At 68.6% G+C, this 13,279-nt stretch carries 11 protein-coding genes; 6 read left to right on the top strand and 5 right to left on the bottom strand.

The annotated features are described in order from the left end of the window. Position 1 precedes the first annotated feature (1 nt). A complete protein-coding gene (locus tag BLR75_RS21235) occupies positions 2 to 610 on the bottom strand; it encodes a toluene tolerance protein (RefSeq protein WP_245726180.1) in 609 nt (202 codons plus the stop codon). Positions 611 to 736: 126 nt separating this feature from the next. Here BLR75_RS21235 and msbA point away from each other — a divergent pair, with 126 nt between their 5' ends. The 5 genes from msbA to BLR75_RS21260 all read left to right on the top strand — a co-directional run bounded on the left by msbA (position 737) and on the right by BLR75_RS21260 (position 8,623). Next, positions 737 to 2,563: a lipid A export permease/ATP-binding protein MsbA gene (gene msbA, locus BLR75_RS21240; protein ID WP_084313949.1), complete on the top strand. Its 1,827-nt coding sequence runs from the start codon at positions 737 to 739 to the stop codon at positions 2,561 to 2,563. Positions 2,564 to 2,565: 2 nt separating this feature from the next. Continuing rightward, positions 2,566 to 3,468 (top strand): GNAT family N-acetyltransferase, encoded by a 903-nt coding sequence (locus BLR75_RS21245; protein ID WP_084313950.1) that lies wholly within the window; start codon positions 2,566 to 2,568, stop codon positions 3,466 to 3,468. Positions 3,469 to 3,637: 169 nt separating this feature from the next. Next, entirely contained in the window at positions 3,638 to 5,050 is a 1,413-nt protein-coding gene (locus BLR75_RS21250; RefSeq protein WP_084313951.1) for a PIG-L deacetylase family protein, read from the top strand. A gap of 73 nt (positions 5,051 to 5,123) precedes the next feature. After that, positions 5,124 to 6,545: a bifunctional D-glycero-beta-D-manno-heptose-7-phosphate kinase/D-glycero-beta-D-manno-heptose 1-phosphate adenylyltransferase HldE gene (hldE, locus tag BLR75_RS21255; RefSeq protein WP_084313952.1), complete on the top strand. Its 1,422-nt coding sequence runs from the start codon at positions 5,124 to 5,126 to the stop codon at positions 6,543 to 6,545. 89 nt (positions 6,546 to 6,634) lie between these two features. Beyond that, positions 6,635 to 8,623 carry an acyltransferase family protein gene (locus BLR75_RS21260; RefSeq protein ID WP_084313953.1) on the top strand — a complete coding sequence of 663 codons (1,989 nt, stop codon included), beginning with the start codon at positions 6,635 to 6,637 and terminating at the stop codon, positions 8,621 to 8,623. Between the two features lie 25 nt (positions 8,624 to 8,648). On the opposite strand, the gene BLR75_RS21265 is transcribed toward BLR75_RS21260, so the two are convergent. The 4 genes from BLR75_RS21265 to BLR75_RS21280 form a co-directional block, all read right to left on the bottom strand. Then, positions 8,649 to 9,578, bottom strand: a complete 930-nt coding sequence (locus BLR75_RS21265) for a metal ABC transporter ATPase (RefSeq protein WP_084313954.1) — start codon at positions 9,576 to 9,578, stop codon at positions 8,649 to 8,651. A gap of 248 nt (positions 9,579 to 9,826) precedes the next feature. Then, on the bottom strand, positions 9,827 to 10,633 hold the full coding sequence (locus BLR75_RS21270; RefSeq protein WP_084313955.1) for an aldo/keto reductase: 807 nt from the start codon (positions 10,631 to 10,633) through the stop codon (positions 9,827 to 9,829). Next, on the bottom strand, positions 10,630 to 11,805 hold the full coding sequence (locus tag BLR75_RS21275) for an FAD-dependent oxidoreductase (RefSeq protein ID WP_084313956.1): 1,176 nt from the start codon (positions 11,803 to 11,805) through the stop codon (positions 10,630 to 10,632). The genes BLR75_RS21270 and BLR75_RS21275 overlap by 4 nt, the downstream gene beginning before the upstream one ends. Before the next feature lie 54 nt (positions 11,806 to 11,859). Then, complete coding sequence (locus BLR75_RS21280) at positions 11,860 to 12,192, bottom strand: DMT family transporter (protein WP_084313957.1); 333 nt, start codon at positions 12,190 to 12,192, stop codon at positions 11,860 to 11,862. A gap of 113 nt (positions 12,193 to 12,305) precedes the next feature. On the opposite strand from BLR75_RS21280, the gene BLR75_RS21285 reads away from it, so the two are divergent. Further along, on the top strand, positions 12,306 to 13,184 hold the full coding sequence (locus BLR75_RS21285) for a LysR family transcriptional regulator (RefSeq protein WP_084313958.1): 879 nt from the start codon (positions 12,306 to 12,308) through the stop codon (positions 13,182 to 13,184). Positions 13,185 to 13,279 lie beyond the last annotated feature (95 nt).

Here is a 13,279-nt window from a genome sequence, read left to right on the forward strand (position 1 = left end):
TTCAGCCATTCCTCGATATCTGCCACAGCGCCCCACAGTCGAAACCCAGGCGGCTCTTCCTCACGTAGTGCTCGAAATGGGCGCGGTTCCTGCGGACCAGGGCGGAGCGCAGCGGGCCGCGCAGGAAGCGCATGTCGGAGATGTCGATCAGGGCGAAGCGGCCGTCGGGCTGGCGGATGATGTTGCCCAGGTGCAGGGAGCGGAAGTACACCCCGCGATCGTGGAGATGGTCGATGAAGGATGCCAGCGCCGGGCGCAGGCGGGCTTCGGCGGCGGGGTCCTGGTCGATCAGCTGGCGCAGGCTGTCGCCCGGCACCGGCTGGTAGAGCACCGCGAGGACGCCGCCGTCCAGGCGCCAGGCCTGCTTCACCGTGACCGTCGGGATGCCCAGGCGGTGCAGGCGGCGGGCGTTGCGGATGAACTTCATGGCGGCGGGGAACAGCCGGGACAGGCTGAGCCCCTTGCGCGGGTAGAACAGCTTGAGGATGTCCTGATCCGCCAGGCGCAGCACCTTCGGGCCGTTGGCGTCGCGTTCCAGGCATTGGCTTGCGTGGCTGAGCGCCCGCAGTTCTTGCGGGGACAGATAGGGCAGGCTGAATTGCGCGAACACGCCGGAACCTCTGGGAAATGGGGATGGCTATGATGCCCGATGGCCCGGCGCCGACCAATAGGCGGTGGTCGTGGTGGTCTGCATAGCTGATACAATCAGGCATTTGGCCCAGAGCATCAGATCTCGATGACCGATGTAAGCGCAAAGAAACCCTCCGCCTCCAGCCTGCGGATCTACCTCCGCCTGCTGGGCTATGTGCGGCCCTACTGGGGCATGTTCGGCCTCAGCATCGTCGGCTTCCTGATCTTCGCCGCCACCCAGCCGATGCTGGCGGGCATCCTCAAGTACTTCGTCGACGGCCTGGCCAATCCCGATGCGGTGCTCTTTCCCCAGGCGCCATGGGCCTGGGCGCGCGAGCTCAAGCTGCTGCTCGCCGTTCCGCTGCTGGTGGTGCTGATCGCGGTGTGGCAGGGCATCGGTTCCTTCCTCGGCAACTACTACATCGCCCGGGTTTCCCTGGGGCTGGTGCAGGACCTGCGGATCGCCCTGTTCAACAACCTGCTGACCCTGCCCAACCGCTATTTCGACAGCCACAACTCCGGGCATCTGGTCTCGCGCATCACCTTCAACGTGACCATGGTCACCGGCGCCGCCACCGATGCGATCAAGGTGGTGATCCGCGAGGGCATGACCGTGGTCTTCCTGTTCCTCTCGCTGCTCTACATGAACTGGAAGCTGACCCTGGTGATGGTGGCGATCCTGCCGGTCATCGCCCTGATGGTGACCCAGGCCAGCCGCAAGTTCCGCAAGCAGAGCAAGAAGATCCAGGTGGCCATGGGCGACGTCACCCACGTCTCCTCCGAGACCATCCAGGGCTACCGGGTGGTGCGCAGCTTCGGCGGCGAGCCCTACGAGCGCAAGCGCTTCCTCGCGGTGACCAGTGAGAACACCGAGAAGAACCTGCGCATGAACAAGACCTCGGCGGTCTACACGCCCATGCTGCAGCTGGTGATCTACAGCGCGATGGCCGTGGTCCTCTACCTGGTGCTGCTGCTGCGCGGCGATGCCTCGGTGGGCGACCTGGTGGCCTATATCTCCATGGCCGGCCTGCTGCCAAAGCCGATCCGCCAGCTCTCCGAGGTCAGCTCGACCATCCAGAAGGGCGTGGCCGGCGCGGAGAGCATCTTCGAGCAGCTCGACGAGGCGCCCGAGGTGGACAACGGCACCGTCGAGCGCGAGCGGGTCAGCGGCCGCCTGGAAGTGAAGAACCTCAGCTTCACCTATCCGGGCAGCGAGAAGCGCGTGCTCAACGACCTCAGCTTCAGCGTCCAGCCGGGACAGATGGTCGCCCTGGTCGGCCGCTCCGGCAGCGGCAAGTCGACCCTGGCCAACCTGATCCCGCGTTTCTATTCCCACAGCGAAGGGCAGATCCTCCTCGACGGAGTGGACGTCGAGGACTACCGGCTGACCAACCTGCGCCGGCACATCGCGCTGGTGACCCAGCAGGTCAACCTGTTCAACGACAGCGTGCTGAACAACATCGCCTACGGCGACCTCGCCGGCAAGCCGCGCAGCGAGGTGGAGAAGGCCGCCGAGGACGCCTTCGCCCGGGAGTTCATCGACCGCCTGCCGCGGGGCTTCGACACCGAGGTCGGCGAGAACGGCGTGATGCTCTCCGGCGGCCAGCGCCAGCGCCTGGCGATCGCCCGTGCGCTGCTCAAGGATGCGCCGCTGCTGATCCTCGACGAGGCCACCTCGGCGCTGGATACCGAGTCCGAGCGGCACATCCAGGCAGCCCTGGAGAAGGTCATGGAAGGGCGTACCACGCTGGTGATCGCGCACCGCCTGAGCACCATCGAAAGCGCCGACCTGATCCTGGTGATGGACCAGGGGCATATCGTCGAGCGCGGCACCCATGATCAATTGATCGCCCAGAACGGCTACTACGCGCGCCTGCACGCCCGCCAGTTCGCCGACGAGCCCGCCGAAGACGGCATCAGCGAGTCGGTCTGAACATGTCGCTACTGAATCGACTGCGCTTCGTCCGCGAGCGCGACTGGACGCCGATCGACGCACAATCCTACGCCAGCGCCTGGCAGCGCTTCGGCGGCAGCGTCGTTACCCACCCGCAGGTCGTCGAGCGCCTGGCCGGCCTGGCCGGCATCCCGGTGCGCTACCTCGGCTGGTTCGAGGGCGACGAGCTGCGCGCCGCGATCCCCACCTGGGGGCGGCACCTGGCGCTGTCCAAGGATGTGCTCAAGCGCGAAGGCAAGAAGGCGCTGTTCGACCTGGGCAACGCCGAAGTGATACTGCCGATCGCCGCGGAAGCGCGGGTCGCCCTGCGGCACCGGGTGCGCTACCTGTCCGAACTGAACCGCGAGCAGGTCCTCGACGCCCGTTCGCAGGCCGAGGAACTGGCGATGAACCGTGCGCCGGCGGATTTCTCGAAGAAATTCCGCTACAACCAGCGCCGCGAACAGCGCCTGCTGGAGGAGGCGGGCGGCGTGCTGCGGCCGATGAGCGAGCTGGGCGCCGACGAGCAGGCGCGCATCTATGCCGAGCTGTTCCAGCGCCGCTGGGGCTTCGAGGCGCCGGGCAAGGCACGGCTGGCCGAGGTGTTCGGCCTGTTGCGCGAATTCATGCGCGGCTCGCTGGCCTATCTCGACGGCGAGCCGGTGGCGATCCAGATCCTCTACCGGGTCGAGGCGCCGAAGTGGATCAGCATGGAATACATCAACGGTGGGGTCGCGCCGGAGAATCGCGAGTTCAGTCCCGGCAGCGTGCTCAGCTACGTCAACACCCAGGAGGCCTGGGCCGATGCCGAGGCGCTGGGCAAGCCGCTACGCTATTCCTTCGGCCGCGCCGACCGCGAGTACAAGGACCGCTGGTGCCATCGCGTGCCGGTATTCCAGGTCTGATTTCAGGCTCTTCGCAGGAGCGAGCCTGCCCGCGAACTGCCTCGTCGCGAGGAATGGGTTCGCGAGCAAGGGCTAGGCGCCCCCCCTCGTTCCTACAGTTCGTGCACGGCGTATCGGCCTGTGCGCAGGAGCGGACTCCGTCCGCGATTGGCTCTAACGGAGATCGACCATGAGCGCCCGCAAGCAGCACCTGCTCAAACAGCACCGCCGCAAGAAGCGCGTGGTACTGCTCATCGCTTTGTTGGCGCTGGTCCTGCTGGGAATCCTCGCGCCCTGGTGGAGCGTGCCGCTGGCCGTGGCGCTCGGCTGGATCGCCCATGAAGCCTGGTTCGCCGACCACCTGTTCTACTCGCCGCGCGACGACTACCGCTACGACTTCCCGCCCGGGCATGCCAGCCTGCCCGCCGCCATCGGCCCGCATGGCCTGCACATCGTCGCCGATGCGCTGCCCGCCGATGCCGAGACACTGATCCTCGAAGTCACCCTGCGCGCCACCTGGCTCGGCCGCTGGCTCGACCCGCAGGTGCTGATCGAAGGCGCGGAGTCGGACCGGCAGGATTTCGAGCGCGGCGTGAACGGTCGCCGCTACATCAACCTCTCCGGCCTTGGCGACGCCATCCGCGGCGGCCACCTGCGCCTGCGCGGCCGCCACTGCCGCCTGGCTGCCCAGGGCACGCTGCACGCCTTCGCCAATCCCGAGCATGGGGCGCGCCGGGTGCTGATCGTCGCGCCGCACGCCGACGATGCCGAACTGGCCGCCTTTGGCCTGTACAGCCGCGCGCAGGAAGTCGCCATCGTCACCCTGACCCAGGGCGAGATCGAGGCCGAGCATTACCGGAAGCTTGGCCTGGACAAGGCCGCCGCCGCCCGCCTGAAGGGCCGCCTGCGCACCTGGGACAGCCTGGCGGTGCCGCTGTGGGGTGGCGTCCCGGCTGGCCGTTGCGTGCAACTCGGGTACTACTGCCTGCAACTGCCGGCGATGTTCGCCGAACAGGACAAGCCCTTCGGTTCGCGGGAGTCCGCCGAGGACGACATCCGCAGCGCCCGCCGCCACAACCCGCTGGCCCTGCCGGCGGATACCGATGGCGTGCCGAATTGGGGTAACCTGGTCGCCGACCTCGCCGCCCTGCTCGAACACTTCCGCCCCGAGGTGCTGGTCACGCCCCATCCGCAGCTCGACCCGCACGCCGACCATGTCCACGCCACCCTCGCCGTGGAGCAGGCGATCCAGCGCAGCGTTTGGCAGCCGGATACCCTGCTGTTCTACGCCAACCACCTGCACGACAACGACCGCTGGCCGATGGGCCCCGCCGATGGCGGCATCGCCCTGCCGCCGTGCATCGAGCCGCTGCCGGCGGACGGCCTGTGGAGCCCGACCCTGGACGCCGCGACACGCATCGACAAGGCCCAGGCTCTGGCCATGCAGCACGACCTGCAGCTGCCGCTGGCGGCGAAGAAACGCCTGCGCCGGCTGATCCAGCGCGTGCTGGCCGGGCGGCGCTGGCCTGCCTCCGGGGAGGACGAATTCTTCCGCAAGGCGGTGCGCCGCCACGAGCTGTTCTGGGTGCGCAACCTCCGGTAACGCTGGCCGCGCGCGCAAGTCCGAGGCGGCGGCTATGGTATTATCCGCGGCGATTTCGACCTGCGGAGTTCTCATGAAACTGACCATGCCCCGATTCGATCAGGCCCCCGTGCTGGTGGTTGGCGACGTAATGCTCGACCGCTACTGGCACGGCGCGACCTCGCGCATCTCGCCGGAGGCGCCGGTGCCCGTGGTGCGGGTCGAGCAGCATGAGGACCGTCCCGGCGGCGCGGCCAACGTCGCGCTTAACCTGGCCGCGCTGGGCGCGCCGGCCTTCCTGGTCGGCGTCACCGGCGCCGACGAGGCCGCCGACAGCCTGAGCGACAGCCTCCAGGCCGTGGGCGTGACCACCCGCTTCCAGCGCATCGACGGGCAGCCGACCATCGTCAAGCTGCGCGTGATGAGCCGCCACCAGCAACTGCTGCGGGTGGACTTCGAGGAACCGTTCCGCACCGACCCCGTGTCGCTGACCGGCGATGTCGAGGCGCTGCTGGACCAGGTCCGCGTACTGGTGCTGTCCGACTACGGCAAGGGCGCGCTGCAGAACCACCAGGCGCTGATCCAGGCCGCCCGCAAGCGCGGCATCCCGGTGCTGGCCGATCCCAAGGGCAGGGATTTCTCCATCTATCGCGGTGCCAGCCTGATCACCCCGAACCTTTCCGAATTCGAAACCATAGTCGGCGGCTGCAAGGACGAGGCCGAGCTGATCGCCAAGGGCCAGCGGCTGATGACCGAACTGGAGCTGGGCGCGCTGCTGGTCACCCGCGGCGAGCACGGCATGACCCTACTGCGCCCCGGCCATGCCGAACTGCATCTGCCGGCCCGGGCGCGCGAAGTGTTCGACGTCACCGGCGCCGGCGACACCGTGATCTCCACCCTGGCCGCGGCCCTGGCGGCGGGCGAGGACCTGCCGCAGGCGGTGGCGCTGGCCAACCTGGCCGCCGGCATCGTGGTCGGCAAGCTCGGCACCGCGGCGATCAGTGCGCCGGAACTGCGCCGCGCCGTGCAGCGCTCGGAAGGCTCCGAACGCGGAGTGCTCGGCCTGGAACAGCTGCTGCTGGCGATCGAGGACGCCCGCGCCCACGGCGAGAAGATCGTCTTCACCAACGGCTGCTTCGACATCCTCCACGCCGGCCACGTCGCCTACCTGGAGCAGGCGCGGCAGGAGGGCGACCGGCTGATCGTGGCGGTCAACGACGACGCCTCGGTGACCCGCCTGAAGGGCGCCGGCCGGCCGATCAACAGCGTCGACCGGCGCATGGCGGTGCTCGCCGGCCTGGGCGCGGTGGACTGGGTGGTGAGCTTCAGCGAGGACACCCCGGAACGCCTGCTGCGCCAGGTGCGACCGGACGTGCTGGTCAAGGGCGGCGACTACGGCGTCGACCAGGTGGTCGGCGCGGACATCGTCAAGGCCTACGGCGGCGAAGTGCGCGTGCTGGACCTGGTGGCCAACAGCTCGACCACCATGATCGTCGAGAAGATCCGCCAGCGATAACCAAGAATTCCGGTCGACCATTTCGGCCCGTTGCCAGGAGGCCTGGCGGTCGGGTCGTGCCTTGTTGTACCTCGGGGGAGGGATTGGGCATGGGGCAGGCTACAGCCAGGGGGTTTCGCGCCGACATCAACGGTCTGCGCGCCTGGGCAGTCGTCGCGGTAGTGCTGTATCACTTCGAAGTGGCGGGGCTGCAGGGCGGCTTCGTCGGCGTCGACGTGTTCTTCGTGATTTCCGGCTTCCTGATGACCGGAATCGTTCTGAGCGCCCTGCAATCGGGGCACTTCTCGCTCTGGCAGTTCTACTGGGCGCGGGTGCGGCGCATCGTGCCGGCGCTGCTGGTGGTCTGCGCGGCGTTGCTGGCGATCGGCTGGTTCACCCTGCTGCCGGAGGAATATCGGCACCTCGCCCGCTACGTCCGCGACAGTCTGTCGTTCACCTCGAACCTGCGCTATCTGGACGAAGCGGGCTACTTCGACGCTGGTGCCCATGAGAAGTGGCTGCTGCACACCTGGTCGCTGTCGGTCGAATGGCAGTTCTACCTGCTCCTGCCGGTGGTGCTGTGGGCGCTCTGGAAGGTGTCGTCGGACCACCGCGCGATAGTCGTCGGGCTGTGCCTGATGTTCGCCGCCTCGCTGGGCTGGTGCGTCCATCTCACCGATCTGTCCGACGGGCAGGCGTCGCGGGCCTTCTTCACCTGGCAGGCGCGCTCGTGGGAATTGCTCGCCGGGGCGCTGGTGTTCCTTCTGGCCGGTGTCGTGCGGTTGCCCGGGCTGCTGGCGAAGAGGCTGTCCTGGCTGGGGCTGGCGATGATCCTGGCGGCGATCCTGTGCCTCACCCCGCAGATGGCCTGGCCGGGCTGGCGGGCGCTGCTCCCGGTCGCGGGGACGGCGCTGGTGCTGCTGGCGCATCGCAGCGATTCGCGCTGGACTTCCAGCCGGCTCGCGCAGTGGCTCGGCGACCGCTCCTATTCCATCTACCTGTGGCACTGGCCGGTGGTCGTCGGCCTGGCCTATCTCGACCATCTCGACGAGGTGCCCTGGGTCGCCGGCGGCATCGCCCTGGCGCTGCTGCTCGGCCATTGTTCCTTCGTCTGGGTGGAAGGGCCGTCGCGGCGCGCGCTGGGCGGCCGGGGCGCGGTTCCGCTCATGGCCGGTCTGGCGGCACTGCTGCTGGTGGTGGGCGCAGCGCAGGTGGTGCGCAAGATGGAGTTTCCCGAGCGCCTGCCGGCCGCTGTCAGCCATCTGGAGCTGGCGGCCGAAGACCATAACCCGCGGCGGGAGGAATGCCTCAGCGGAGACGCCAACTGCGTCTATGGCGGCAAGCAGGTACGGGCGATCCTGCTCGGCGACAGCCATGCCGACGCGGTGGTGACTGCCGCCGCCGCGAGCCTCGCGGACCCCCGGCAGGGGGTGCTGTTCAAGGGCGAGCACGGTTGCCTGATACTGCCCGGGGCCAGCCCTGTCGAGCCTGACAAGCGGCATTGCCGGGAGCTCAACGAGTGGGTGGAGAAGACCCTGCCGCAGAGCTATCCGGGGGTGCCGGTGGTTCTGCTGAACCGCTGGGCGATGTATCTCTTCGGCGGCCTCCCCGACGAAACGGACCTGACGCCCGGTAAACCCAGGGTCTACATCGACAGGCCGTATGCGACGCCCACCAGGGAGTTTCTCGATGAGTTCCGCCAGCGCTACCTGGCGAGCCTGTGCAGCATCGCCGAACACCATCCGCTGTACCTGCTGCGGCCGATTCCGGAAATGGGCCGCGATGTGCCCCGGGTCCTCGCTCGCGGGCTGATCCTCGGCCGGCCGGAGGCGGTCAGCCTGCCGAGAGACGGCTACATGCGGCGGCAGGCCTTCGTCTGGGCGCTGCAGGACGAGGCCGTGGCGCGTTGCGGCGCCAGAATCCTCGATCCGCTGCCATATCTGTGCGACGCGCAGTCATGCCGGGGCAGCGATAGCGGCGTTCCGCTGTACGTCGACGACGACCATCTCAGCGAGACCGGCAACCGCCGGCTGATTCCGCTGTTCAGCCAGCTGTTCGGCGCAACGGCCGCCAGCGCTGCGCAATTGCCCCTGCGCTAGGCGGGTTGCCGGCAGGCGCGCGCATTCAGGCCGGCGCGCACTGCCGGTTGTCGCTGGGGGCTCCCGAAGGGCGGGTGGGGGACGGTTTCTGCCGCTCCAGCCAGTCCTTCCAGCTGATCCGCTCATCGCGCACCACCCAGCCCTCCTGCGGGGCGAAGCTTTCCGCCAGCCAGACGCCGCGGGTCGGCGCCTTGAGCAGTTCGCCCTGCGCCAGGGTGTACAGGGCGCCGCTGGGGCGGCCGTGTTCCAGTGGCAGCAGGTAGAGATCCGGACGGCGGCGGTCCAGGCGGGCGACCAGCGGGCCGCGCTCCACGCGCTCGTCGACGTGGTAGAGGCTGACGTCGCGGGCGTCGCGCGGCAGTTCCAGGCACAGGTCGTAGACCAGCTGCAGCGACGCGGTGGGCAGGTGCACGTAGGCGCGCGGGCGTTCCAGCAGGCGCAGGCTGCCGGCCTGCACCGGGAGTGCGGCGCCGGACAACGGGGTCAGGGCGAAATGGCTGGCCTCGCGGTAGCGCAGGGTTTCCTCGTAGGGCGTCGGCAGCCAGGTGGCGCCGAAGCGGCCGCCCAGCCAGCCGTCGCTGGTTTCCACCAGGCATTCCTCGGCGACTTCCTGGATGGCGGTGAGCAGCGGCAGGTTCAGCTCATGGGCCGGCACGTAGCCGGAGATCAGCTTGAGCACGGTATCGCCACGGTCCAGGCGCTTCTGCCGTACCAGCACCCAGTATTCGCGGCCCTGCCAGTTCAGCGTCAGGCGCACCGAGACGCCGAGGTTCGCCAGCTCCGCGGTGAAGTGCTCGCTGTCCGCCACCTCTATCTGTCGCCGCCGCTCCAGCACCTGGCGGAAGTTCAATGGCAGGCCGAACGGCTGGTAGGTCAGGCCGTCCCTGCTGGCTTCCACCACCAGCGGCAGGGTCTTGAACGCGGTCGGGTTCTTGCGGGCGAGCGTACGAGGCATGACGGTTCCTTTTCGTACGGGGCTGGGCCCCACCTGGCGTTGGCGGTGCCGAAGGCGCGCAGGACGCGGGAGCGGCTTCGAAAATGCGGAATTATTTCGAATATGCTCGGGAAAACAGCGCTGTTTTCGGCAGATTTACCTGTGGCAAACGCGTCGGCGACATTTTTGCCTGCGCGGATTTTCCATCCGCGGAGACTGAGCATGGCACAGGAAAACGCCGGCGACTGTTAAAGGATGGCGAACGGCGATCAATGGTCGTCCAGCAGCTCCGCGGCGACGGTGACGTTGTGCGACAGGTGCAGCGGGCTGATGGTGCCGACGATGGCGCTGGTCACGCCGGGGTGGCCGAACACCAGCTCGAAGCTGGCGCGCACCGGGTCGACGCCCGGGGCGAGGCAGGCGTGGCCGCTGGCCAGGGCCTTCTTGACCAGGATGCCGCGGCCGTGGGCGTGGGCGTAGTCGAGCACCGGTTTCTCGGCCTGTTCGGCGAGGTTGTAGGTGACCATCGCGCAGTCGCCACGCTGCAGGGCGAGCAGGCCGCCTTCCACGGTCTTGCCGGAGAAGCCGAAGGCGCGGATCAGGCCCTCCTCCTTCAGGCGCGCCAGGGTTTCGTAGGCGGCGGTGTTTTCCAGGATTTCCAGGTCGTTGCCGTCGGAATGCACCATGACCAGATCGATATGGTCGGTTTCCAGGCGTTTCAGGCTGCGTTCGACGGAGAAGCGCGTATGTTCGCCGCTGAAGTCGAAGCGCGACAGGCCGCCGTCGAACTCCTCGCCAACCTTGCTGACGATCACCCAGGCGTCGCGCTGGCCGCGCAGCAGCGGGCCGAGGCGTTCCTCACTGCGGCCATAGGCCGGCGCGGTGTCGATCAGGTTGATGCCGAGTTCGCGGGCCAGCGCGAGCAGGTCGGCGGCCTCGCGGTCGTCCGGAATCCGGAAGCCGGACGGATATTTCACGCCCTGGTCGCGGCCCAGCTTGACCGTGCCCAGGCCCAGCGGCGAGACCTTCAGCCCGGTGCTGCCGAGCGGGCGGTGCAGGTGGTGCAGGGTCTTCATCCGAGCAGTTCCTCCCATACCGGGCGGGCCATCGGCGGGCGCGGCAGTTCCGGCAGCAGGGTGGCGGATGCCGGACGGATGCCGGCGAGATCGAGGTTTTTCACCACGCGATCGGCAAGATCGGGCGCCAGCGCCAGCTTGGTCGGCCAGCCCACCAGCAGGCGGCCCTGTTCGGCGAGGAAGGCGCTGTCCGGGCGCAGCAGGTTGGATTGCGCCGGCTCGGCGCGATCCACCCGCAGGGTCGCCCAGCGCGCGGCGGAGAGGTCGACCCAGGGAATCAGCTTGTGCAGTTCGTGCTGCGCCTCGGCGATCTGCTCGGCTTCGCTGCGTGCCACGCCGGCGGCTTCGGCGATGTCGCCGCCGAGATACCAGACCCACTGGCCGTCGGCGGCCGGATGGGTGGTGACGGTGATCCGCGGCTTCGGCCCGCCGCCCAGGCAGTGGGCGTACAGCGGCTTCAGCGTCGGCGCCTTGACCAGCACCATGTGCAGCGGCCGGCGCTGCATGGCCGGCTGCTCCAGGCCGAGGCTGCGCAGCAGCGCCTCGTTGCCCGCGCCGGCCACCAGGACGATGCGCCGGGCGCGGATTTCGCGGCCGTCGACGCGCAGGCCGATCAGTTCGTTGCCGTCCTGCAGCGGTTCGATGTCCTGCCCGGCGAGCAGGCTGTCGCCGCTCAGTTCGGCGAGGCGGGCGATCAGGCTGGGAACGTCCAGCACCAGTTCGGTGAGGCGGTAGGCCTTGCCCTTGAAGGCCTTGTCCTGCAGCGCCGGCGGCAGCTCGGCGCCCTTCACCTGGGCGACCCGGCTGCGCACCGCCTTGCTGGCGAAGAAGCTGGTCAGGTTGCCGGCCAGGCTGCCGGGCGACCACAGGTAATGGGCGTCGGAGAGCATGCGCACGCCGCGCAGGTCGATTTCGCCTTCGCCCTTCAGGCATTTGCGCCAGAGTCCCGGCATGTCGGCGATGGCCTCGGAGGCGCCGGTCAGCGCGCCGTGCAGCGCGTATTTGGTGCCGCCATGGATGATCCCCTGCGAGCGCATGCTCTGCACGCCGCCGAGGGCGGCGCTTTCCACCAGCACGGTGGCGTAGCCGGCGCCGCGCAGGCGGGCGTTCAGCCAGAGTCCGGCGATGCCGCCGCCGACGATGAGGACGTCGGTGCTCAGGGATTGGGTCATGGGGGCGCCTCGTGGGAAAAACGGAGGCGCAGTATAACCCGTCGCCGGCGGCCTTCAGTGGCCGGAGGAAGTGGAGAACAGCTGGATCACCACCACGCCGCTGACGATCAGCCCCATGCCCAGCAGCGCCGGAGTGTCCAGCTTCTGCTGGTAGAGCACCAGGGCGGCGACGCTGACCAGCACGATGCCGAGCCCGGCCCAGATGGCGTAGGCGATGCCCACCGGGATGCTGCGCACCACCAGGGTCAGCATCCAGAACGAGATGGCGTAGCCGACGATCACCAGAATCAGCGGCAGGGGCGTGCTCAGGCCCTTCACCGACTTCAGCGAGGCGGTGGCGATGACTTCGGCGAAGATGGCGATGGCGAGATAGAGATAGCCGGGCATGTTCGATTCCTCCCCCTGGGCTGCTGGCGGTCGCCAGCTGTGGTGCATGGCCGTCATTCTAGTGATTCGGGCGATGGGCTAAAGTCATTACCTATCTTTAATGGAGATAGGTCATGCAGTGGAACCTTGAACAGCTGCGGCTCTTCGTCAGCGTCGCCGACCAGTCGTCCTTCTCCGCCGCCGCGCGCCAGCTCAAGCGCGTGCAGTCGGCGGTGAGTTCGTCCATCGCCATGCTGGAAGCTGATCTCGGCGTCGTCCTCTTCGAGCGCAGCAGTGGACGCCAGCCGGTGCTCACCGCCGAAGGCCGCGCCCTGCTCGACGAGGCGCGGGAAGTGCTGCGCCAGTGCGAACGCCTGGAAAGCCGCGCCAGCTCGCTGGTGCGCGGCGAGGAGGCACTGTTGCGCCTGGCCCAGGACGAGGCGATGCCCTACCAGCCGGTGCTTTCCAGCCTGCAGGCGCTGGCCCACCAGTTCCCCCTGCTGGAAGTGCAACTGGCCAGCGGCGCCCAGGGCGACGTGGCGCGCAAGCTGCTGGAGAATCGCGCCGACCTCGGCCTGCTGTTCCACCACGAAGGCATGCCGCAGGCGCTGGAACGGCAGCGCCTCGGCACCATCGAGATGGTCACGGTGTGCGGCGCCGGGCATGAGCTCGCCGGCAAGGACTATGCGGATCGCCGCGAACTGGCGCGGCACCGGCAACTGCTGATGGCGCCGCAGGACAGCCGCTATCCCGGCGGCGAGCAGATCAGCCCGCTGGTCTGGCGTGCCGACAGCTTCTACGCCATGGCCGAACTGCTGATGCGCGACCTCGGCTGGGCCTGGCTGCCGCGCCACGTGGCGCAGTATCCGGCGTACCAGCCGCACCTGCTGGAACTGCCCAGCGACTGGACGCCGCCGCCGCTGGTGGTGGAGCTGGTGTGGCGGCGCGACGAGCCGCTGGGGCCGGCGGCGCGGTGGCTGGGGGAGTGCTTTGCGGAGCATTTGAAAGGCTAGGGCGGGCTGTGGTTGCAGGAGCGCGCCATGCGCGCGACATCGGCAGCGCCGGCGTGTCGCGGGCATGGCCCGCTCCTGCGGATGCAGTCTCTCCG

The sequence above is a fragment of the Pseudomonas jinjuensis genome, from assembly GCF_900103845.1.
GTDB classification, from domain to species: domain Bacteria; phylum Pseudomonadota; class Gammaproteobacteria; order Pseudomonadales; family Pseudomonadaceae; genus Pseudomonas; species Pseudomonas jinjuensis.